Genomic DNA, 23358 nt, shown 5'->3' with positions numbered 1-23358 from the left:
ACATCATGGATGAAGTCAAGGGGACGAATAAGCAGCTTTTCGAGCTCTTTCTCGGCCATCCCGTATCGCTCCCAGCTTCTTCCCCAGCATCATCCTCAGTTTCGTGTTCGGATTATCCCAGTCATGAGGTACGAATCCCGTTACATCGAAGAAACCTGAGAAACAATAAAAAAAGATGACCCCACAGTTGGAGTCATCTTTTTGTTATGACAGCTGATTCCTACGGAACCTTCTGCAGTCACTTCGATAAAAGATATTGGCGGCCGCTAAGCACCGCCAAGCAGCAACATCATTACGCTTTAGGCGCCAGCTCCGCCGCCTGACGGATGGCTTCCATCAAGCTTTTCTCATCGGCGATGCCTTGACCGGCAATGTCGAACGCCGTACCGTGATCGACACTGGTGCGGATAATCGGAAGACCAACGGTAATGTTGACGCCTGCGTCCAAGCCGAGCACTTTGACGGGACCATGTCCCTGATCGTGATACATGGCCACTACAATGTCAAAGTCACCGCGAACTGTCCGGAAGAACAGCGTATCGGCCGGCAGCGGGCCTACGACCTGGATTCCTTCCGCCTGCGCCTTCTCGACGCCCGGTATGACTTTCTCTTCCTCTTCGCCATATCCGAACAATCCGTTCTCGCCTGCATGAGGATTAATTCCGCAAACGGCAATCCGCGGAGCGGCGATGCCGGACTTCTGCAGCGTCTCATGAGCAAGCTTAATGACATGGTACACGCGCTCCGGATGAATGGACCGGACGGCATCGATGATGCCGACATGGGTCGTCACGTGAATAACCTTCAGATTCGGCGCCGACAGCATCATGGAGTAGTCCGTGGTTCCGGTCAAATCCGCCAGAATCTCCGTATGGCCCGGATATTTGTGACCCCCTTTATGCAGGGCTTCCTTATTCAGCGGAGCGGTGCATATGGCCTGGATTTTATGGTCCTTCGCCAATTCGATGGCCGTCTCCAAAAATTTGAACGCGGCGTGTCCGGCTTCCGGGGCAACTCGTCCTATCGGCAAGTCCGCCGGCAGCAGATCCAGATCAAGCACATGAACCGTGCCAAAACGGTAGTCAACCTGCTCGAGCTCATCGGCAGTAATCGCTTCGATAGTCAAGTCACTGCCCACGAAGGACTTTGCCCGCTCCAGTATCTTCACGTCCCCGATCACAACCGGGTGACTGATATGATACATCTCCTCATTCATGAGGCTTTTGAGTATAATTTCAGGACCTACGCCTGCGGCGTCTCCCATGGTAATCCCGATAACCGGTTTATGCTGGCTCATGTTCTCACCTTTTTCTTATTTGTTATATAGTGCAAGGAATCTACCAGGGATTCATCATTTCCGAAGCCCCCGGCTTTGGTGACGGTCCAGTAGCCTTTTCCCATGCCCTGAAGCCTTCCGAACGGCAGGCCAGGCTCTACTTCCGAATACAGCTGCATTTCTCCCATGCCAAGTTCCATACAGATAGCCTTAGCCGTATCCCCGCCGGTTAATACCAACCCTTGGATGTCAACGTATGCCTGTAAAATGGCTTTTGTCATTCTTCCGAGTCCCAGCGAGATCGCTTCGCTTACCTCGGTTGAAGATAATCCCTGCTCATCCCCTGCTTCTTTTGCAAGTCTGCGGTTTTCTTCCGAAGCGTCGACGTACAGGACCAAGTAGCGATTGTCCATATCCTGAGCGATTTGCTGCAGGACATCTTCTGTGTCGTAAGTTTCACGAATCAGCGCAGCCGGATCGATCTCCAGCATCAACGAGCCGGGCATGTCCTCGACGGCACGAAGCTGCCGCCGGGTCGTTTGGGACAAGCTTCCTGATACGATCAGCGCTTTATCCGCCTGGGCCCAGTCTTGGCTCCCCTCCTCCAAGGAGGTCAGGGACAACGCCTCCGGCAAGTATTCGATCAATCCAGCGGAACCGGCCCACAGAATCTTCTTGTCTAGCTGTGAAAATAATGCCGCTATCGCCTGTAAATCCTCTTCCGTCTCACTATCGCATACAAACCAGGTTTGACCTTCGGCCAGCTTGGATTGGAGCCATGGCAGAAATTGCGCGGCGGGCTGCCGCACTTGACTTGATGAAACCAGCACCGCCTCAGGCTCTCCTTCCCTCTGCAGCAGCTTCGGGATATAGCTTTCCATGACGGGCGTTTTGGGATCCTTGGCAAACTCCGTCTCCGTGATCAGTACACCTTGAACATAGTGATGTCCCTGTACCGTCGTGCGGTTCATTTTGGGAAAAGCCGGAGCGATCAGCACCAAGTCCGGTCGATATACCTTCTGCACCGCCCGCAGTTCCTCTGCAACATTCCCGCGCAAGGTCGAATCCAGCTTCTTGTAGATGTGGCGGCAGCCCTGCTCTTCAAGGAATTGAGCGGCTTCATACGCCGCTTCATAGGCGTCCACACTGCGTTTCGCCCTGCTATCCGTATCCACGATCAACACTTCGGCACGGGTGTCCTGACGGTAATGGCGATGATCGAAGACGACGGTGGAAACCAGCCCCTTCTTCGCCAATTGTACACCCGAGTCATTCGCACCGGTCAGATCGTCCGCGATGATTCCAATTTGTTTTATCACATTTCATCACACCTTCTATGATTCGGCATCTGCTGTATTTGTATCAAATGAGTGCCCTTTCTTCTCTAGACGCTTCACTAAAAACCCGACATATAAAGGAAGCAGGATGGCGGTCGTTACCACGGACGCTGCAACCTGCACCGTCGCGATATCGGTAAATGCTGCAAAGGATGCATTCGCCGCCCCGATTGCAGCAGGTGTAGCCACGGCATTACCGGCTGTGGAGCCTTCCGCTGCCCCCACGATCGGATTCCATTTCAACGCTTTAAACACAAAGTATCCTGCGGTACCTGTAACGAAAACCGTCAGCAGTCCAAGAATGATACCCGACAAGCCGCCATCCACGATCGCTCCGAAATCAATGCCCATTCCGAGCGCAAATGCAAAGAACGGGATCAGCATGGAGCTGCCTTTGTCCAAAAACTTGCGCATCTCCTCATCCAAATTACCCAGCACCATCCCCACAATAATCGGAAGAAGAACCGAGATGAAGGATACAAAGGAGAACATGCCGTCCACGAATCCCATGGCGCCGAAGATTGATAAGGCCACCATCGTGAGGAAAGGTCCGTCATTCAGGGCAAGCAGCGAATACGCAGCACGGTCTTCCTTACTGCCGTATTGGCCTACCAAAGCTACGAACAATCCCCCATTACTGTTGGTCATTGCCGCAATGACGGCAATCGGCGCCAGACCTAGCCACAATCCATTCTCTCCAGCAAACAGATAAGCGATCAGTCCGAACGCCGCGCCGACCACCCACTTCGTTGCAAGCAGCGTGGCCCCTTTTCCAACGGAAACGCCAAAGGATTTGACGTTAATCTGTGCCCCCGTACAGAGGAGGAACAGCGCAATCAATGTACCTGAACCGTTTACAAATAAAGACTCCGTAAAATTCCCGATCCGGAGTAGATCCGGTGCAAAGGTGTTGATGACTGCTGCAATAAGCAACGGTACCACCATCATACCTCCAGGAATCCGATCCAACGTCGCTTTAATCTTCATTATTGTAACACCCCTTTAATAATTGTTTCAATATTAAACAGTGATCTCATATTGAAATCGCTTGCAGGGTTTATTGTAAGTGCATACAATTAAATTTGCAACATATTAAAGATTAATTGTTGCAAATTTAAACAATCAATTGTTGCATTGCCTCTAGTTTATTGAAATAAATCCCTCTCTATCCTAATATCTGCCGAAACGGAGAGATCTATTGATCGCAAAACAAAAAAAGCTGAAACTATTGTTTCAGCTTTCTCCACAGGGTCGAACGGTTGATACCCAGCCGCTCCGCAACCTTCGTCTGATTAAATTGTTCCTCCTCCATAATCGCGTCGATGATCCTCTTCTCGATCTCATCCAACGTACCATGAAGAAACTCGGGGCTCATCGCAGCTGACGGATGACCTTCCTTCTTGGCAAGAAGCCGGGAAATGAGCGGCTTGCCGATCACGTAGCCCTTCTCCTCCGTCACTGCGTCCTGGAGCAGGATTTTCAGCTCCGACACGTTGCCCGGCCAATCGTACTGGGTCAGCAGCTGAATCGCTTCATCCTTGATCTTGATCGGTGAAGTCCCAAGCGTGCCATGGTAGGAGGCAATATAATAAGTCACCAATGGTTTGATGTCGTCCTTACGCTCGCGTAGAGCCGGCACGGCTATCCTTACCGCCTCCTCATCCAGCAGGAGGGGATGATAATTCGAATCGTCCTTTTCCAGCGAGAGGATGATCGTGAACGCCCGGTTTTTCATCTCGTTCATCCACTGCTTCAAATCCGCCATTTGTTTCGGGTCGATCGCATCCAATCCATGGATATATAGCGTGCGGATATCGCTGTCCCAAGCTTCCTTTTCGTGGTTTTCCGACAAAGCCACCGCCTGCTTTCCGGTAATCCGGACATACAAGCCCCGGCCTTCGTTCTTTCGGTAATGAATATACCGGGAGAGCAGCTGCTTGCCTGTACCGGCTTCGCCGATGAGAATCAAGGCACAGCTGTCCAGATGGTCCTCGATCCGCTGCAGGCAGCCGCGCATCGCCTCGCTTTGCGATATCAACATCGGCAATTGGGCCACGGCCTCGACATGATAGCCTGCGGCCTCCCCATTTTGCTTCAACTCGGAAAAAGTGTACAGGTAGTACCGCTTTCCCTGTATTACTTTCAGCGTCCTTCTCTGTTTAAGCTTCCGGGTTCCGTCATCCTGAATCAGGACCGAGGCTTCTGCCTCCCGGTTTAGCCGTAAATCGGCTTGCAAGGCTTCCACCGGGAGCGGACAGGAACCGTAATCCGGCCACTGTTCATATACAACCTGCCCCTCCGCATCCAGTACGGCAAGGTTTGCAGCCGTTTCCTTCAGCAGTGCTTGCAGAAAGGAAATTTCCCACTGCGTCCGTTCATGTAACCGAAACGCGGATTTGGCCTTTTGAAATGCATCGAAGATGGCCTCGCGCCCGGATTGAATCAGAATCCCTTCCAAATGGTGCTTGGCAGCTGCTTCTATCGTTACCACATCGCCCATGATTAATTCGAAGCCCTTCGCCTTCAGATCCTCCAGCAGCCGATCTACCTCTTCGGCCTTCTCTACCGTGAACACGTCAACCTCGATATCCAGCACATCGGTAATGGCTTTGGCTCCAAGCGTAATATTGGAGAAGCCCACAATGGCTTTTTTGCCTGGAAAATGATTGGCTAAGGTGAGCACGCGCAGCATGTCATAGCCTGAAACATGGACATCGATAACGGGAATGCGCACCTCGGGTTCGATCAGCTTAGCCGTACCGCCCCGGCTAATGATCACGTCATATCCCAGGCGTTCGCCTTCCTTTGCCAGAGGAACCGCTTCTAGCAAATTGCCGACCTCGACTCGCACATCCAGCTCCGGCTCTTCCTTCCGGCATTCTTCTATTAAATGGCTCATTGCGGGATACGGAGCAATAAATAACGTTTTAATGGTCATGATTGTCACCTGTATTTTCTTTGGTAAACCTTATTCTTGTTATTATTCTACCGTTTCTATATGAAATAACCAACTCTATATATGAAAAGGCACCTCAGCCAAGGCAACCATCAACCAAAAAGGCCGACGGCGCCGAACAGGGTGCCTTATCTTATCTAACCTATGAAAATGTTACCTCACCCTAACACCTCTATCAATACAGACACAGCGCTTTTCGGCGCAAGGCTGAGGTTAAGGTGTTCCGTTCCTCGCAAGTGCAGTGCAGTACTCTCCTCTTGCTCGCTGTCGTTAAACAACACAACGGCAATCGATCCATCCGTGTTCTTGAATGCTACCGAACGGATGCACTCATTGCTGGTAGAAGCAATGCGAACCGCTTTCGGACGGATCACCTTACTAAAATGCGCCAGCGCATAGTAGTCCAGCGTATAGGTAAGCTCCTTCGTCTGCTGATTTACCGTGACTATGCCGCGGCAGGTGCTTTTTCCAAAGCCCGGAACGGTAGGGCCGTTCTTCTCGTCCAGCGCCATATTCCACAGCACGTAGGATTTACTGTGATTGCGAAGTATCTCGATTCCGGTTCGCATCACATTGGAGAAGGCCTGCTCAAACGGCGGGATCCACTCCCCGCCCGATCCTTCCGTGAAATGAACCTCTTTCCCCGGGAATGCATCGAACACTTCGGATTGGGCCGACGGCTTGCCGCCGTACCAGTGCCAAGCGACGCCATCCACAGCGTCTCCCGCTTGCTCAAAAACGGTCAACGGGTAGTCCGGCTTGTCCCAGTTATGGTCATAACAAAAGATTTTCGTATCGATACCGTTCTTCACAAATTGCGGCTTCAGATGATTCTTGATGAAATCGCTTTGCGCCTCGGGCAGCATGATCATGCCTGGATAATGACCCGGCGAGTACAATGCCTCATTTTGCGGCGTGATTGCATAGATTGGCAGACCGTTAGCTTCATACCCCTGAATGTAACGCACAAAATAATTAGCATACACCGAATAGTATTCGGGTTTCAGCTCTCCACCGATCATTGACCCGCTCGTCTTCATCCAGCCGGGCGGACTCCACGGGGAGCCCATCAGCTTGACGTCCGGATTCAAACGGAGCGCTTCCTGCAGGAGAGGAATAACGTCTTCCTCGTCATGCACAATGGAGAAATGCTCCAGCTCTACATCCGTCTGACCCTCAGGCATATCATTATAGCTGTAGAAGTCACGCGCGTAATCGGATGCCCCCATCGGCTGGCGGAGTACAGATAATCCGATCCCTTCGCTGGGATCAAAGAGCTGATTCATGAGCTCTGAACGCTGCGTCGCATCCAGCACCTGATGGATCAGATAAGCAGCGGAGTCCGTGAAGGACGCGCCGAAGCCGTCCATCTCCTGAAACGTCTGCTCCTCATCGATGACAACCGTATGCTGCTGTGCACCCGTAGTTACGGGTGTCAGCTGCGCCTTGTCTTTCTTCACGAATAATTCTTCTTCCCCGTTTGACTGGTAGATGGTGATGTTCAGCATGTTGTTTCCCTCCAGGTTTCTTATTTCTTCCTATCCATGGCCTACCAAAGATAACTTGGAAAGAGCCCCTCTCCTGTCAAAAAGGGGCCCTCCCGCCATTACAACAAAGTTATTTCAGCCCCAGCTTCTCTTTGTTCGCTTTCATCTTCTCGTTGCGGACTTCGACGATTTTATCCCAGTTGTTATCGTCCAGGAACTTTTTATATTCATTCAAAAGACTATCGAAGGCTGCGTCGTCCTTGGAACGAATCATGCTGACGAGCGTGGAGTTCCATTTCGTATTGATGGCCGTCAGGGAGCGTGCTTCCGGTGTTCCCTGATCCGGGTTGATGTTCTCCAAAATAAAGTGCGGCGTCAGCTTGCCTTTGCCCCATTCCTGCATTTGCTTGATCGCATCCGGGAACGCATCCCCGCTCAGCGCTTTATGGCGGTCATGCCCGAAGAACATAAATTCGCCCATGCGGTAATCCTTTTTGAACGTATCCGGATTGTTCATCTGAAGATCCTTTACAGCAGGGAGGAACTCCACCGTTCCATCTGCATTCACCTGGTAAGTCTCACCTTCGATGCCGTAGTTCATCAGCATTTGTCCTTCTTCGCTTAACAGGTAGGTGAAAAGCTGAATCGACTTGGCAGGATCTGCATTATTTTTCGTAATGAAGCTGATCATCCAGCCGGTGATACCGGATTGATTCAACGTCGGCTGGCGTCCTGCCGTGCTTTGCGGTCCGTCAATTGCGATGTATTCTTTGCCTTTGTTGTTGCTGTAGAAGCTCTGCAGGTTTCCGCCCTGCTGCGGCGTGCCGTCCAGCATGATCGTTGCGTATTTGCCCGCCTTTACCTTCTCTTCAAAAGCCGTTCCGTCATCGGCAAAGCTGTCATCGCTGATCGCGCCGTCCCGATATACGGTATTGAACGCCTTCACCCAAGTCAGATAATCTTCATCCAGATTACGGTTATAGAAACCGCCATTCTCCTCCAGCGGTACGCCGATGAAATCCTGCAGCACGTCGCCAAGCGAGCCCGTTCCTTCGCCGATGGAGTTGAATCCAAGTGGAATCAGAGCAGGGAATTGCTTCTTGATATCAGCAAGAACGGTCCAGAATTCTTCCGGCGTTCCCATAGCAGGCTTACCTAACGCTTCGTAAACATCCTTGCGGATGATAAATGCCGTTTTGGCCGGAATGTTACCGCTGTCATAATCCTCCTGGGTATTGGAGTAGTTCGGATATCCGTACGTCTTGCCATCCTTCAATTGGAACCAGTTGAGGGTATCCTGCGCCGCTACTTTATTGAAGTAAGGGTCGTATTTCTCGGCCAGATCGTTCAGCGGCAGCGCCCATGTCGCCGCCTTTTGCACAACCGGAGAATTGGAGTCAAACGTTGTAATCAGATCCGGCATGTCCCCGCCGGCAAAAAACGTATTCAGCTTGGTGTCGTCACCCGTGATAAATTTGATGTTGATGTTCAGGTCTTCCTTAATCTTTTTAGTTACAACGTCCTTGCCAAAATCCGTATTCCACCAATCCGCATTCACGTACCACGTAAGCTCGGTTGTCTCTTTTCCTTCTTGGAGCCAGAATTCCCGCCAGACCCGCCGCAGCCGCTCACAACCAGCACAACCGCCATCAATGCCGTAATTAGCGTAAGTCCTTTCTTGCCAAATGCTTTGTTCATCAACATCCTGTAACCCTCCCTTTTAATAAAAGCGCTTACTTACCAGACCCTGACTTGCTTCTGTTCCACCCCTTTAAAGAGCAGTTTCTCTACTCTTTAACAGCTCCGAGCATCATGCCGGAGATAAAATATTTCTGTAATATTGGATACATCACAACAATCGGCAGCGTCGTCACGACAATTGTTGCTAGTTGGACCCCTTTGGTCGTTGTCTGAATCGCGACCGAACCGATATTTTGCATCGATTGGGTCTGGGACTGCACAATAATCTCATACAGCATCATCTGTAACGGATACAGCGACTGATCGGTGATATACAATTTGGTGGTCATAAAATCATTCCACTGCCCCACCCCGTTAAACAGGGCTATCGTCGCCATAGCCGGCATCGAAAGCGGAATGAAGATGCTCAGGAAAATCCTCCAGTCTCCCCCGCCGTCGATCTTCGCCGACTCTTCCAGCGAATCCGGCACGTTGCGGAAGAAATTCATCAGAATGATGACGTCGTAAAAGCTTAACAGGGCTGGGATAATATAAACCCAGAAGCTGTTTAACAGCCCCAAGTCTTTGATCAACAAGTACGTCGGAATCATGCCGCCCGAGAAAAACATGGTGACGACGCCCATTGCCACGTAGAACTTGCGGCCGCGTACGTATTTTTTGCTCAAGCCGTAACCCACCATGGCACAGAAGAACACGTGCGTGATGACCCCGATCACAGTTTTGGCTACCGAGATAAAGAAGGCGTTCCATATATTCGCATCCCGGAACACGGCCTGATAATTCTCAAGCGAGAATTCGGTAGGCCAGAAGATGAACCCACCCTCGGCAAGGGACCTGCCCGAGCTGAAGGATGAGACGACGACGTTCCATAACGGAACGACAATGATGATCGTAAACGTAACCAGTAAAATGATGTTGATCGTATCAAAGATCCGGCTGTCGAGATCCCCTTTTGCTGCTTTGAAATTCACCGTTATACCCCCTTCTGCATGACCTATAGAACGGATTGATTATCGTTTAATTTACTGGTCACCTTATTCGCCGTAACGAGCAGAATGACGGAGATGATGGATACACCCAAACCAACGGCTGTGGCATAGGAGAAATCTCCCTGCGTCATACCCATCCGGTACACGTACGAGTTAATGACTTCAGCCTTTTCCCGGTTCTGCGAATTCATGAGCACCAAAGTTTGATCCAGATTCGATCCCAATAAACCGCTTACAGTCAGGATCAGATTCAAGCTGACAATCATCTTCATGTTCGGTAAGGTAATGTTCCAGATCTGTCTTAGTCGGCTGGCCCCGTCGATTCTTGCAGCCTCGTAGTAGGTAGGATCGATCTTGGCCATGATCGCCAGATACAGAATCGTTCCCCAGCCGGCCTCTTTCCAAATATCCGACAGCGTTGCGATCCACCAATACTTGCTTGGATCAAGCAAAATGTTTTGCGGCTGCGAGATCAGCCCCAAAGCAAGCAATATCTCGTTGAACAGGCCGGATGTCGAGAACCAAGTAATGAGCATGCCACCCAATACGATCCAGGACAAGAAGTGGGGCAGGTAGGAGACGGTTTGGACGATTTTTTTGAAGCGCCCCATGCCCACCTCGTAAATCATGATGGCCAGAATGATCGGAATGACAAAGCCGATCGCCAATTTCAAGAAGCTGATGCCCAGCGTGTTGACGACGGAATCCCAAAAATACTTGTCCGACAAAATAATTTTGAAGTTATCCAAGCCCACCCACGGCGCGGAATCCAACGTATCGATAACGGTGTAATTTTTAAACGCAATCGTCAAACCGTAAATCGGTATGTAGCAGAAGATGAACATGAAGATGACGCCGGGAATGATCATCGATTGAAGCTCCCATTGCCGCTTGTAATCCATAAAGAATTCCTTGATCCTCTGCCCCATCGGCTTTTTCCCGGTGGGTCGAACCGCTCCCGTGCCGGTTGACTGAACTGCAGCTGTTTTGCTCACCTGCTTAGCCTCCTTTGATTCGAACCGCCATAAAAACGTTTTTATTTTTTGCGAAAAAACGCCCTGATTTTATTGAATCATTTTTAAAAAACGACTTGGTAAGTCTCGTCTCCTCGCTTAACCCGATTCATTCCGATTCATCTTCACATGACTGGAGCCGCGAACGACCAGTTCCCCTGGAAGTTTCTGAATCTTGCCCTTCTCTTTCTTCTGAATCATGCGCACCAGATGGTCCACGACCAGAATCCCCTGTCTGGCAATCTGATTGCGTACGGTCGATAAAGGCGGCGTAAAATACTGCGCGATATCGATATCGTCGAAGCCTACGACGCTGACGTCCTGCGGAACCTCGTATCCATGGGACTTCAAAGCCCGAATACAGCCGATGGCACTCACGTCATTACCGGCAAGGAAAGCGTCCGGCACTTTGCCAGGGTGTAGGTGAAGAAACGATTTGACGGCGTTATAGGAACCCTCTTCCTCAAAATAGCCTTGCAGTATGTAGTCTCCGTCGATCGGGAACTGGCACTCCCGAAGCGCAGCCAGATATCCTTCCTTCCGCTGCACGCTGTCAAACATCGTATCCACGCCGGAAATGTAGGCGATTTTCTTATGTCCCAGGCTGATCAGGTACTTGGTTGCTTCATAACCGGCTACGTAAGAGTCGAATATGATGCTGCCCATCGTCTCACTCTGAACCTCGCGATCCAGAAAAACGGCCTTAATCTTGTCCTTCTCCATAGCGGCGATGTCTCTATCGTCGATCTTCAGCTCTTCAAAGATAATGACGCCATCCACCCGGCCGCCCATAATATTGCTCATGATTACCTGTTTATCCTTTGTCACAAACACGTTCAGTCCATAACCCAGACGGTCACATTCACGTGACATCGACTCCACCAGTGTATAGAAGTAAGGCCCTGACACGCTTGTCGTAAAGAAGCCCAGCATCTTGGTCTTTCCCGACTTCAGCAGCTTCCCGTTCAGGTTAGGCACATAATTGAGTCGCTCCGCCACCTTCAGCACATGGGATTTAGTCTCCGGGTTCAATACATCTACATCGTTCAATGCATTCGAAACCGTAGAAATGGAGACGCCGGCTTCTCTTGCCACATCCTTGATTGTTACTTTACCCATATAACCATTCCATTCTTCCTTTGCGATAAAAACGTTTTTATGTACATAAGTTACCACATACGTGAGGTGAACACAATGCTTTTTTGGAAGGGGTTACAAATTTATTTCAGTTATGCTCAACGACCCTGGGGGGGATAGATATGAAAAAAAGCAGACACTCTTCAAATCGGTACCCTTCATCGGTACCACTCTTCAAAGTGTGCCTGCAGAAATTGAATCTCTCGCTCGTAATGGGCCACATGCCCGTCATCGATCATGTTCTGGTAAGCCTTGTTGCCTTGTGCCGCACCGGTTGTAAGTGTATCGCATAATGCCTTGATGCGTCTAATAGTCCATTCTTTCAAGTTGGGAGGCGGTGATATGCCATAGGACTTAAAGAACAGCGATACTCTCTGCGTACGATCCGCAGCATGTAATTCCGATTGATAAGGTATCGATGTCCCTGTAGTGTAATCTATTGCAAAGCTTGCCAGCGGGACTGAGGTGTACAGCATATAAACTGCGTCCCAGATTCTTGGACCTGGCGCAGCCAGATCAAAATCAATCAGTGCAACCGGCACCTCGTCTTGAAACACGATATTGTATGGCGCGGCATCATTGTGACAAATCACTTCTTCGTCCCATTCCCCCGAAATCTGAGGGGTATGTGCAACTTTCGGTTGGATTGAAGTTGCGGCAAAGCCCTGTACGGCGTCATGATAACGCCGTAACAACACAGCACTCTGGATAAGGGCATGATCCGACCATATATAGGGTTTAAAATCAGGATATTGGTTTCCCGGCACTTCGCCAGGAATGTAGGACAAGATCTCGCGACCGCTATGATCAATGCCTATGAACTTAGGGGCGCCTTCAAACCCCTGCTTATCCAAGTGTCGAAGCAAGTCATGCACGAAAGAACTCCATTCAGTAGTACGATGAACGTTATTACCGATGCGTACGACTTCGTTCACATTGCCACCAGGAAGTATTTCTTCCTTGTCACACATCCATAGCTCCCCTTCCCGCTGCTCCATGTGCCATCCCCAGCACATCAGCCAATCCCTCCAGATCCAATCCGTCGGCGGCAAAAGCGGTGCGAACGAGCTTCGGCGGGACGAACTCGTCATACTTGCCGAGATATGGCGCTTCGTCCGGATCCAGGAGCGCGCTTGCGTCCTCGCAATCCATCAGTTCCTGCTTGATTTCCTCCATCAGCGTCTTATTATCGACCCTACCCGCAACCACCATATAATACGGCTCCATCGGCACGRTGGAGCGCAGCGCCAGCCGCTCGGACAGATTATGCTTCAGCAGTCGTTCCAGCGTGCGGAACTGCTTGCTGCCCGCCCAAGGCAGGATGAACAGGGAGTCGCCGCCCGCCGGTAGGACCACCTGCTTCAGCAGTCCGCTTTCCCGGGCGAGACGACGAGCCCGTTCCAGACGATTCACCGCGCCCGGCGCCAGATACGGATAAATGGCGCTGTCCGCCAGCACCTCCCGCATCTTCTGCACCACGCGAGTATGCACATCGCCGCCTGCGCCAAGCCATAAGGTATCGACCTTGCCTTTGGCCGACTTTACATACAGGGCCTTATGCTTCGTATCGACTTCCTCCACCTTCCACAGCTTGCCCGCGAGCGAGAAGCAGTAGCCCGGCGGCGGCACGGTCGTAATCGATCCGATTTCTTCGGACCCGTTATATACGACATGCTCTTCATCGTCCTTAAACACCGCGTAGAAGCGGTAGTTGTTCACGATTTTCTCCCCGCCAAGGCCGATGATCAAGCTTCCTTCCTCCGTACGCTGGATATGGTCCGTCTGCAGCAAATACTGCAAGAACTCCTTGTATTCCTCCGGCTCAATGCCGCGGAAAGCCGGGAGAGACAGCACTGCTCTCGCCAGATCCGGCGGCTCGGCTTCGCCCATGCTCTTAAGCGTGCTCATCGTTTGATGATAAAGCACGCCCACGGGCTTCTTCCGCAAGGCCAGCGGTTCAACCCACTTCTCGCGAATATACAGCTCGATGACCGCAATAGCTCGAAGCAGCATCCACGGCATGCGCGCAGGCAGCATGGCCTCCTCATCCTCGTCCTCCGGACAGAGGAACATCATCTCGGAGGCTTGATCCCCGCGGCGGCCAGAACGGCCGAGCCGCTGAACAAAGCTGGAGCAGCTGTACGGTGCGCCTAGCTGAATCACTCGCTCCAGCTCGCCGAGATCGATGCCGAGCTCCAGCGTCAGGGTGGCCGCCGCAACCGCCGGCCCCGGACCTTCACGGAGCGCGGCCTCGGCTTCCTCGCGCAGCATCGCGGAGATGCTTCCATGGTGCACATGGAAGACGTCCCGCTGCTCGCGCTTGGCCGCAATCCTGCGCAGCTCGAGCGTGGTCAGCTCGGCATCCGAGCGGCTGTTGGTGAAGACCAGCGCTTTTTTCAGATGCGTGTTGTCGTATACGAAATCGTAATAGGCTTTACGGGCAAGCTCCAGCTGCTCCGCCTGCTTCTCATCCCGCGCATCGGGGAAGGAGAAATGCTCGACCGACAGCCGCAGCTTCCGCCCCCCTTGCGGCGAGACAACTTCGACCGCGTTCTTCGTGCCTGCGCCCAGCCAGCCGGCTGCGGTCTCGTAATCGCTAAGCGTAGCCGACAGCCCGATACGGCGAGGGGAACAGGAAGCCATCCGCTCGATCCGGGTCAGCTGGCTCAGCACCTGAATGCCCCGATCCGCTCCCATAAAGGCATGCACCTCGTCAATGATGACATACCGCAAATCCTGGAACAGCGCCGGGATGGCGTTCGGCCGGTTCATGAGCAGCCCCTCAAGCGATTCCGGCGTAATCTGCAGCACGCCCGACGGCTTCTGCATCAGCTTCGTTTTCTCGGCTTGGGACACATCGCCATGCCAATGCCATACCGGCACCTGGCCCTCCTTCAACAGATCGGAGATGCGCTCAAACTGATCGTTGATCAGCGCCTTAAGCGGGCCGATATACAGGATCCCTACTGAGCTGGAAGGCACGTTGTACAGCTCCGTCAGCGCCGGGAAGAACGCGGCTTCGGTCTTGCCCGATGCCGTACCGGAAGCGATCAGCAGATGATTGGACGTGTCGAACAGCACCCGGCAGGCTTCCACCTGCGCCTCACGGAGTGTATCCCATCTTTTTTTATAGATGAACTCCTGAATGAACGGGGCCAGTCTGGAAAAAGGGTTCGCACTCATAATTCAAACTCCGCGAGGAGATCGTCCAGATCGTCCGAATCGGCATCATTCGGCCCTTTGCCCTGCGGCTGCGCTGCGGCACGCTCGCCTAGCAGCTCTTCAAACGTGGCCTCGGGATGCTGATGCAGCGTATGCAGCAGATCCATGAAATCCCGCACCACCTCGCGGGTGRTGAGCAGCTCCTCTGCTCCCAACCTATTCACGGTCGTCTGCATGAAGGCGATGAGCTGATCATCCGTTAACTGCGCTTCATATTTGAAGTGCAGGGCGTGGATATCCCGCAGCTTTTGCAGGAGGATCAGAATCTCCTCATACGACAGCATGTCCAGCTTCAGGATGGGCGACGTGTACGTTCTCAGCGAGCTGCTGCCGTAGCGTCCGTCGATCAGGCGGGAGCGCAGCGCGTCATAACTGAACAGTCCCCGGCGCTCATCCTCGACAAACTGCGGCGTTCCGCCCATGTAAATGCCTAAATGCTCGGCTTTGCCCTGCATCGTGTCGTTAAACATCGTCAGTAGCTTCTCATAATTGCTCTGACGAGACACGCTGTTGGTGATTTTATAGAGGTTCACCCCTTCGTCAATAAACAGCAGCAATCCCTTATAACCGATGGCCGCCGTAAATTCCGACCATAGCTTCATGTAATCGTACCAGTTGTCGTCATCAATAATGACCCCGACGCCAAGGTCCTTGCGAGCCTCCGTCTTCGTCGGGACTTCCCCGCGGAGCCAGCGCAGCGCCGCTCCCTTGCGGTCATCGTCGCCAAGCTTATAGCCGTTCCAGTAAGCAGCGAGAACCTTCGCAAAATCAAACCCGTGCACCAGATTCTGCATGCCGTTTGTCACCGCATAGATCTGCAGCTCCACCCGATCATTCAGGGCAGGATCATCTGGCCGCATGCCTGTCTCCTGCATAATGTCCTGCTGGATCGCGGCAATCCATTTCTGCAAAATGGCCTCCAGCGCGCCCCCGTCCGGACGCGTCCTTGTGGACAGATGGGTCATCAGCTCGCGGTATGTGGCAAGCCCCTGCCCTTTCGTGCCCACCAGCCGCCGCTCCGGCGACAAATCCGCATCCGCCACCACGAAATCGCGGTCCATCGCGTAGTTGCGGATGATCTGCAGCAGGAAGCTTTTACCGCTTCCGTAGCGGCCCGTAATCAGGCGGAAGGCGGCGCCGCCCTCGGCGATATTATCCATATCGCGCAGGATGGACTCCACCTCCGGCTTGCGGCCGACTGCGATGAACTCAAGCCCAACCCGCGGCACGACCCCTGCCGTTAAAGAGTTTACGAGGGCCGTTGTGAGCCGTTTCGGTATTTTTAGTTCCGTCATAGTTCCACCTCTTTCAAGCATCTTACAAACATCTCTCAAAACATAAAAAGCCAGGCTGTTTCAACACGTCCGGTTACACGGACTTCAATGTTTCCAGCATATCTATATAATCATCCGCAATGGCCTCTCCATCGATCAGAAGATCACCGATGGTATCCATCGCGGCTTCATTGATCTCATCGAGCAATAACGCCGGCATGGAACCGGCCTTCTCCGCAATTTGCTGCAGCTCCGAGCGGTTCGGTCCCGCCTTGAGGGCGTGGAGAACTTCCAGGTGGGTGGGATTGAGACGCTCTACAAGCTCCTGCCATTCCTCATCCTCTACCTCCCATTGCCACAACTGCTCTCCTACTGTAGGCATCCCTATAAGGGCCTCTATATCTACGACGTGCGGGTCTATAACGTGGGTGCCCCCAGCTTCAGATGAATGCTCTTCTAGAGAGCCCATGGACTGTATCAAGCGATCATCAGCATTCCCTGACGGCTCCATAGACCTTCCGTTCGCTGCTTCTGATTCCGATTCTGCCGTGTTCACGGAACGAACGATGACATTTGCTTCATCAAGCTGATCACGCTCCTCTAAGGAGACGAGCTCATAAGGATCCGCATCAAAATCCATCACCGCCTGGAACACGTCCGGTTTCTTCGCCGCCGATTTTCGGGAAGACCGTCCCTTGGAAGGTACATCCAGGTTAGTGCTTGTTCCCGTATCTTCGGAGTGACCTGAAGAAGCACCAACAGATGGAGCAGACTCCGGTGCCGGCTGGCTGTTGATTACTTCAGCCTGCTGCTGCCCCGCTTCCTCCGTAAGCAGCATGTCGCGGACCTGGTCCGACTCCCGCTGTAATCTGCGCAGCTTCCCTGTATCGATCTGAACCTCAGGTATCGCCTGTATGCGCTGGGCCTCCAGCTGCTCCTGAATCTCTTTTTTCAGATAACGGGTGATGACCTCTTCCACTTCGGGCTCAACCACATCCGCGCCGCGCAGCCGTCCCTTGAAGCCTCTCAATTCCCGCAGCTTATTCTCGGTCAATCGGACCAGCCCTGTTATATAGGAGCGCAGCGGTGCGTGCTCGCTTAAAGAAACCACCGTCAGCACGACGTTTCGCCCGTATAATCCATGATCGTACACCGCGCTGCGGAATAAATGCCGTTTCACCTGCCGGGGCCGTGGCTGAAAGCGATCGATGAAGCGCTGCCCCTTTATTTTGGCCCAATAGCTGTCCACGAGCGCAATGACTTTGGGGGCATACTGTTCCAAGTCCTTGCGGCCACTCTCCTGATAAAAACGGCTCTTCTCCACGTCATAATCCAGTAAATCGAGCAGCAGCTCCCACGTCAGCTCCACGGGCTGGAGGGAGAACCGACGCTTCCATTCCTTCTCCTTCAGCTCACTGGATAGAACGCGCGGAAAGCGCTGGTACGTTTCGCGGATCGGCATATCCAAGCCATGCACGATCATAAAATCATATAGCCACTCCCGCAGGTACGTATCCAGCTTGGAATAACGCTTGCGGTAGGCCATCCATGCCTGCTCCATCAATTCATAGCCTTGCAGAGGATCGCTCCAGCCCACGCCGTGGATCAGCTCGTAAAAATAGACAAACAAATAGGATAAGTCCGTATCCGGGTACCGCCCGGACCTGACTTCCTCCCGCCAGTAAAAATACCATTTGAACTGGTCGCTGGCCATCTGGTCGTAGATTGGCCAATAGCTTTTGAAGGCTACAAAAGGGGTTGCCCCCTCTACATGCCATGCGAGTTCCCTCGCCTTTTGAACGAATTGCTGCTCCTTGGTCACGTAGCGGAAGTCCTCATCCCAATTCATATCCAGCGGCTGCTGCGGCTTCACAATCAGGGAATTCTTCGTTGATGCCACAGGATTCATGGGTTCCTGCTCCTGATTCAGCATAACTGACTGCTTGTCCGGCAGCGAAACGTCCTGCTCATCACCCGCCAGCTCGAATTCGGCAAAACGAATCCCTTGGTCACTCACGTGCGTAGTTTGTCTTATATCTTTTATGTGATTGTCGTTGTTAGGCTTATCGTTTGTCATCGAACATGAACCTCCGTCACAACTTCAATTATACCATTTAACCTATAGGGACTACCCGGTTTCCACATGTTTCTCATCTGTATTATAATGGACGGAATGACAGTCTAGCGAATGACTTTATGCTGAAAGGACCTTCAAATGAATAAATGGCTGAAAGCATTGTTATTTCTAGTGGGCGCGGCTATTCTGACAAGGCTGATCCCCTTCTCTTCCTGGTTCCGTATCCTGGATACGATGATCCATGAGCTGGGGCATGCCGTTATGACCCTACTGATGTCGGGGCGGGTACTCAGCATTGAGCTGAATCCGGATCACAGCGGCGTGACCTATTCCATGCTGGCTTCCGGCGGCTGGAGTCCGATTGTCGTCTCGCTTGCAGGTTATATGTCGGCGTCCCTGTTCGCCATTCTGATGTTCTACGGCTATGCCAAGAAAAAACAGGCCACCGGCCTGATCACCATTACCGTGCTTGCCCTCATTATGATCATCTTCTTCGTTCGTGCCGGCTATGGATTATGGTGGCTCATTATTTTTATGATCGTGAATTTGATCTTCTATTTCCTCGGCGAAAAAATACGTAATTTCTACTACCTGCTGCTTGCCTTTCTCGTGCTGGAAGAGTCCGTGGTCGGTCCGCTAACCCTCCTGTCCATGGCGCTGACCCAGCCCAAACAAGCAGGCGACGCCTCCAACCTGGCCAACATGACCGTGCTCCCGGCCTTCGTCTGGGCGCTGCTGTTCCTGCTGTTCTCCCTATGGTGCGCGAGGATGGCGCTCCAGCTGTTCTGGAAGAAGCGGTGAAACAGGTTAATTGCAAGACAGGCAAAAGAAGCCAGCGTTATCCAATCTTTGGGATGACGCTGGCTTTTTTATAAGGACCCGATTCTCATAAAGGATTCTAATTTTAAACGGTGTTGATAAAAATGAGGATAGCAAAAATATTCAGTTACTAGATTAGCTAGTTTAATTAACGAAGATGATAGTTGGAGCAGTGATGATGTTACATGAGGGATATACATACTACACTAGACGCAATAAGAACCATGCTGTGTTATGCTCTCGGTTTCGTGAATATGTTGTTTAGTGAAGTCCATTCTTATTTGAAAAAACTCACTTCATTGCAGACGTAGTAATTCAAGGTTGTCTAAATCAATATTGAATCCTACCTGGATCGCCTCTATCATCTTGGTAAATGCATGTTCTTTTCCGCCGATTCCATAACTAGTTATAATATCATCTTCTAGGGTGACTCGAATACCAATATCATCTACTTCATCCTGTTAAATCAAGGTATGACTTGCTCCTGTGTCAATAACTATATTATTTATTGTTTTCTTTTGCCCATTAAAAAGAATAGTTACTTCCGTAAATAATAACCCATCTCTATATTCAATTTTCATTAAAGATATCTCCTCAGGCCAACATTCTTTCGAACTTTTACAATAACCTGGTCCTTAGAAGTGTGGTAAACTAAGGTCTTATCTTTACTATTTAATAATTCTTGTGTCGCTTCTTCATCTCTTACTGGCCCAATTACAGCCACATCATCTATAATTTCTTGATTATCTTTCTCTTCAGAATGAAGAATTTCGAACTTTACAAATTGATTTGGGAAGATTTGTTGTACTTCTTGCCACTTCACGTTTGATCCCTCCAAACGTTTTTATTATATTGTATCATTTATTGAGTTTATAAGCTTTAGCTAAAATTTCACTTAACATATTATTCATTCTGCGTATCGATTTGGGCCGATCCTTGGTTTATGAATGACTCTTCTAGATTAAGTTCATTTACAAACCAATCGATTATAAGTATCCAATGGAAGTATTTGTTGCATCGCGGCCGGTCTTGAACCCTAAGGTGATTCGTCTAAAGCCTGTGAGGATTCGTGAATACAAGAACTCTCTATAAAAATCACCATAAAAAATGGGCTGCCCGGCACGTAGTTATTCACTACTAACGGGCAGCCCATTTCATTTATTTATCCTCACCGACACCGCACCAGCAAATCGATCGGATAGCGGCCTGCATTCCGACCATACAGACTCATGCCGCCTTCCTCGGCCCGCAGCTCTAGTCGGAAGCTGCGCTTGCGGTCAAGCTCTGCTGCGAGTCTTCCCGGTACCTGCGCCTGGCACAGGTACCCGTACGAACCGGCCTCTTCCAGCAGGTTATGGACCGCCTGATAGTGCCACGACAGCACGCCTCGGCTATCGGCCGGATCATCTGCGAGCACAGCCTCGCCGATTTGGACATCGTCCACCCACACCGATACACGGGATTCATGCAGCTCTTCATCTGTCATATAATACGTGCTCGGGTTATACTCCACGTCCGCCGACGCCCCGTGCATAAAATCGATTCCGTGGGTCCGATGCCGCGCACCCTCGATATTTCTGACCAATAAACGTTTCGCGCCAGCCTCGAAGAATATCTCGATATCGCGGATCAGCGGCTGTTCGTCGTAATTCGGCAGCTGCACCTCATAGATGAATCGTCCCTCTCCGCCGCCATTCACTTTAGAGCCTTGAAGCGCCTCCCACATGTAAGCGAAGCTCTGATCACGGAATGTGTTAACCGGGATGCTTACGGTGCTGCCTTCCGCTCCATCTTTCCCCTGACCTTCTCCGCCACGCACATCAAACGTCGTAAAGTTGCGCGTTACCACACCGCTTCCTTCATTCAAGAGACGAACTCCGAGGATCGCAACCGCATCGGCCTTCGGCATGCGAAGCTTGAGTTCCGTTAGTGGCGCAACGCCGTAGCCGCCCCAGGCCACATCCAGGGTGCCTTGATCAGCGACAACCTTCGTTCCGAGCTGATCATAGGATAATTCCCAAGCCAGAATAAGCTTCTGTCCATGGTATTGATCCGAATAACTGGAGCTCAGCAGCGGAATGACAGCCTCAGCCCCTTGCTCCAGCGTCTGGCAAGGCGGTGCGTCAATAACGATGAAATCCGGCGTGTGCAGATCGGCGATCGACATGCCCGGCACAAAATCCTCATACCCGAATTTTTTGTCCGTCCCGTCCAGACGGTAGTAGCCGTTGAATTCGTTTGTCACGTCACGGAACTCCGTAAATACGAAGCCGCACAGCTTATCATGACGCCGGAATTCGTTCAGCATGTAACGGTAATGCCACGCGAGATCGCTGTCCCCGGCTCCTCCGTCAATTCCCCACACGTTTCCGCATTCACTGTTCATGAGCGGAGCGTCGCCTTGCTGATTGCCGCCGATATAGTTATGTTCGGACCCTGGATAGGTCTTCTGGACAATCTCCTCGATATGATTCCGCAGCGGTTCATAACCGTTGATGTAAAAATGCCAGGTGTTAATATCCGTCTCCACATGATCGTAGGCGCATGGAGAATTGTCTTCCACAATCCGGGTCGGGTCCAGCTCCTTGGCCCATCTGTATTTCTCCCTTACCCACTCCTGGATCTCCGGAAGATAATACCGATGCTGTCCTTCGCCGCCCGTCAGGCCGGCAGACTCGCTATCCGTACGGAGTCCCCAAGTCTCGTTAAACATGACCCATGAAAAGATTGACGGATGATTCCGGTCCCGCTCAATCACTTCCAGCGCCTCGCGCTCATAGGCGGAACGCGCCGTTTCATCCGGATTGCCCCAGAAGCACGGCATATCCTCCATCACCAGAATTCCGAGTTTATCCGCCCAATACAGCTTGCGGGGCTCCTCCGGCTTGATATGAATCCGCACGAAGTTCAGTCCAAGCCGTTTCATCAGATAGATCTCGTCCCGCATCTCCGTATCCGTCGGGTAAGTGAAGAATCCCGTCTGATGGTAGGATTGGTCCAGCGTCCCGTTTAAATAAACCGGCTTCCCGTTCAACGTGATCCAGCGGTAATCCCGTCCGTCAAACTTCGCCGTTCCGATCTCGCGTATGCCAAAATAAGTATGGACGACATCTTCGCCGGATGAACCGGCCAGTCGCAGCTCCCCTTCGTATAAATGAGGGGTTTCAGGACTCCACAACCGCGGGTCGTGGACTTGGAACACCGTTGTCCGTTCATTCGCGCCTTCTTGTAGTTCCCACTCCACCTGATGCGTAACCGAGCCCTCCGCAAACGAGAGTTGGAGTTTCACTGTCCCTGCTTCTTGAGCCTGGATCTTGGATTTCAATTCGATCCGACCGTCAATGGAGGTCGTAAAGATGGCTTGCTCCAAGTAGGTTTGCGGCCGGGCCTCCAGCCAAACCGGCTGCCAAATGCCCCTGATCTCGCCGTACCCCTGCTTCCCTCGGGCCTGGTAATTGTGGTCGAAGTCCTCTGCACGCACAACGATCGTATTGTCTTTTACCAAATCCCACACCGTTGTCACGTCAAATTCGAAGGTTCCGTAGCCGCCTTGATGCGAGCCGACATGTTTGCCGTTAACCCATACATCACACAGATAATCGACGGCACCAAACCGCAGAAAGATCCGGGACTGGCTCCCGGTTGGCTCCCACTTCACGGATCGACGATACCAGCCTACCCCCTTCTCGTTACGCTCAATGCCGGACAGGGGACTAACCCAAGAGAAGGGCACCGTAATCTCTGAAGTAAAAAGGCTGGCGTCTCCACCCTCCAGGGCAGCAGCGTATCCTTCGGCACCCGTACCCGCTTGTTGTTGTACATCATCTGATCCTTGCGTGTCGAGCCGGAACGACCACTGGCCGTTCAAATTCAACCAGTCTTTTCGCTCAAAATCCGGTCTGGGGTACTCCGCGCGCGGAATTTCCGTGTGAATGGAGGGTGCTACAGAAGTCTTCATGAAGCGTACACAACCTTTCCTTTTTCTGAATTTGCCCCTATTCTAGCACCTGTATATAATAAATGCAATGTACATTATACTTTTACAATATGCCAAATGTATTGTACACTTG

17 protein-coding genes are annotated in these 23358 nt (G+C 51.7%); 1 reads left to right on the top strand and 16 read right to left on the bottom strand.

The features are described 5' to 3' along the window. Positions 1–292 precede the first annotated feature (292 nt). The 14 genes from pdxA to ACPV3A_RS17395 form a co-directional block, all read right to left on the bottom strand. Positions 293–1297, bottom strand: a complete 1005-nt coding sequence (gene pdxA / locus ACPV3A_RS17460) for a 4-hydroxythreonine-4-phosphate dehydrogenase PdxA (RefSeq protein ID WP_426200462.1) — start codon at positions 1295–1297, stop codon at positions 293–295. Further along, positions 1294–2595, bottom strand: coding sequence for a four-carbon acid sugar kinase family protein (locus ACPV3A_RS17455; protein WP_426200461.1), 1302 nt, complete (start codon positions 2593–2595; stop codon positions 1294–1296). Before ACPV3A_RS17455 ends, pdxA begins: the two co-directional genes overlap by 4 nt. 15 nt (positions 2596–2610) lie before the next feature. Continuing rightward, complete coding sequence (locus tag ACPV3A_RS17450; protein ID WP_194540424.1) at positions 2611–3600, bottom strand: 2-keto-3-deoxygluconate permease; 990 nt, start codon at positions 3598–3600, stop codon at positions 2611–2613. A gap of 238 nt (positions 3601–3838) precedes the next feature. Next, positions 3839–5551 (bottom strand): PrpR N-terminal domain-containing protein, encoded by a 1713-nt coding sequence (locus ACPV3A_RS17445; protein ID WP_426200460.1) that lies wholly within the window; start codon positions 5549–5551, stop codon positions 3839–3841. Between the two features lie 176 nt (positions 5552–5727). After that, positions 5728–7077: a glycoside hydrolase family 30 protein gene (locus tag ACPV3A_RS17440; RefSeq protein WP_426200459.1), complete on the bottom strand. Its 1350-nt coding sequence runs from the start codon at positions 7075–7077 to the stop codon at positions 5728–5730. 109 nt (positions 7078–7186) lie between these two features. Continuing rightward, positions 7187–8614 carry a sugar ABC transporter substrate-binding protein gene (locus tag ACPV3A_RS17435; RefSeq protein ID WP_426200458.1) on the bottom strand — a complete coding sequence of 476 codons (1428 nt, stop codon included), beginning with the start codon at positions 8612–8614 and terminating at the stop codon, positions 7187–7189. After that, positions 8611–8760, bottom strand: a complete 150-nt coding sequence (locus ACPV3A_RS17430; RefSeq protein WP_426200457.1) for a hypothetical protein — start codon at positions 8758–8760, stop codon at positions 8611–8613. The genes ACPV3A_RS17435 and ACPV3A_RS17430 overlap by 4 nt, the downstream gene beginning before the upstream one ends. An 83-nt stretch (positions 8761–8843) precedes the next feature. Continuing rightward, positions 8844–9728 carry a carbohydrate ABC transporter permease gene (locus ACPV3A_RS17425; RefSeq protein ID WP_194540420.1) on the bottom strand — a complete coding sequence of 295 codons (885 nt, stop codon included), beginning with the start codon at positions 9726–9728 and terminating at the stop codon, positions 8844–8846. 23 nt (positions 9729–9751) lie between these two features. Next, positions 9752–10741 carry an ABC transporter permease gene (locus ACPV3A_RS17420; protein WP_426200456.1) on the bottom strand — a complete coding sequence of 330 codons (990 nt, stop codon included), beginning with the start codon at positions 10739–10741 and terminating at the stop codon, positions 9752–9754. A 117-nt stretch (positions 10742–10858) separates the two neighbouring features. Beyond that, a complete protein-coding gene (locus tag ACPV3A_RS17415) occupies positions 10859–11878 on the bottom strand; it encodes a LacI family DNA-binding transcriptional regulator (protein ID WP_339220952.1) in 1020 nt (339 codons plus the stop codon). A gap of 176 nt (positions 11879–12054) precedes the next feature. Then, on the bottom strand, positions 12055–12912 hold the full coding sequence (locus tag ACPV3A_RS17410) for a phosphotransferase (RefSeq protein WP_426200455.1): 858 nt from the start codon (positions 12910–12912) through the stop codon (positions 12055–12057). Further along, positions 12860–15079 carry a DEAD/DEAH box helicase gene (locus tag ACPV3A_RS17405; protein WP_426200454.1) on the bottom strand — a complete coding sequence of 740 codons (2220 nt, stop codon included), beginning with the start codon at positions 15077–15079 and terminating at the stop codon, positions 12860–12862. Before ACPV3A_RS17405 ends, ACPV3A_RS17410 begins: the two co-directional genes overlap by 53 nt. Beyond that, positions 15076–16413, bottom strand: coding sequence for an ATP-binding protein (locus ACPV3A_RS17400; RefSeq protein WP_426200453.1), 1338 nt, complete (start codon positions 16411–16413; stop codon positions 15076–15078). Before ACPV3A_RS17400 ends, ACPV3A_RS17405 begins: the two co-directional genes overlap by 4 nt. 73 nt (positions 16414–16486) lie before the next feature. Continuing rightward, complete coding sequence (locus ACPV3A_RS17395; RefSeq protein ID WP_426200452.1) at positions 16487–18469, bottom strand: TerB N-terminal domain-containing protein; 1983 nt, start codon at positions 18467–18469, stop codon at positions 16487–16489. Between the two features lie 138 nt (positions 18470–18607). On the opposite strand from ACPV3A_RS17395, the gene ACPV3A_RS17390 reads away from it, so the two are divergent. Further along, positions 18608–19270 (top strand): M50 family metallopeptidase, encoded by a 663-nt coding sequence (locus tag ACPV3A_RS17390; RefSeq protein WP_426200451.1) that lies wholly within the window; start codon positions 18608–18610, stop codon positions 19268–19270. Between the two features lie 598 nt (positions 19271–19868). Here the strand turns inward: ACPV3A_RS17390 and ACPV3A_RS17385 are convergent. Then, complete coding sequence (locus tag ACPV3A_RS17385) at positions 19869–20111, bottom strand: hypothetical protein (RefSeq protein ID WP_426200450.1); 243 nt, start codon at positions 20109–20111, stop codon at positions 19869–19871. A gap of 345 nt (positions 20112–20456) precedes the next feature. Then, positions 20457–23246, bottom strand: coding sequence for a glycoside hydrolase family 2 protein (locus tag ACPV3A_RS17380; protein WP_426200449.1), 2790 nt, complete (start codon positions 23244–23246; stop codon positions 20457–20459). Positions 23247–23358: the final 112 nt, after the last annotated feature.

The sequence above is a fragment of the Paenibacillus sp. Dod16 genome (genome assembly GCF_049893405.1).
GTDB lineage: Bacteria > Bacillota > Bacilli > Paenibacillales > Paenibacillaceae > Paenibacillus_AQ.
The sequence above is the reverse complement of the archived record's forward strand: the minus strand, read 5'-3'. Positions and strand labels throughout refer to the sequence as shown.

What these genes read in the sequence shown, in the direction of transcription:
- ACPV3A_RS17430 (WP_426200457.1), bottom strand. Translation starts at nt 8,760, where the DNA reads ATGTTGATGAACAAAGCATTTGGCAAGAAAGGACTTACGCTAATTACG.
- ACPV3A_RS17395 (WP_426200452.1), bottom strand. Translation starts at nt 18,469, where the DNA reads ATGACAAACGATAAGCCTAACAACGACAATCACATAAAAGATATAAGA.
- pdxA (WP_426200462.1), bottom strand. Translation starts at nt 1,297, where the DNA reads ATGAGCCAGCATAAACCGGTTATCGGGATTACCATGGGAGACGCCGCA.
- ACPV3A_RS17415 (WP_339220952.1), bottom strand. Translation starts at nt 11,878, where the DNA reads ATGGGTAAAGTAACAATCAAGGATGTGGCAAGAGAAGCCGGCGTCTCC.
- ACPV3A_RS17440 (WP_426200459.1), bottom strand. Translation starts at nt 7,077, where the DNA reads ATGCTGAACATCACCATCTACCAGTCAAACGGGGAAGAAGAATTATTC.
- ACPV3A_RS17390 (WP_426200451.1), top strand. Translation starts at nt 18,608, where the DNA reads ATGAATAAATGGCTGAAAGCATTGTTATTTCTAGTGGGCGCGGCTATT.
- ACPV3A_RS17445 (WP_426200460.1), bottom strand. Translation starts at nt 5,551, where the DNA reads ATGACCATTAAAACGTTATTTATTGCTCCGTATCCCGCAATGAGCCAT.
- ACPV3A_RS17380 (WP_426200449.1), bottom strand. Translation starts at nt 23,246, where the DNA reads ATGAAGACTTCTGTAGCACCCTCCATTCACACGGAAATTCCGCGCGCG.
- ACPV3A_RS17410 (WP_426200455.1), bottom strand. Translation starts at nt 12,912, where the DNA reads ATGTGCTGGGGATGGCACATGGAGCAGCGGGAAGGGGAGCTATGGATG.
- ACPV3A_RS17450 (WP_194540424.1), bottom strand. Translation starts at nt 3,600, where the DNA reads ATGAAGATTAAAGCGACGTTGGATCGGATTCCTGGAGGTATGATGGTG.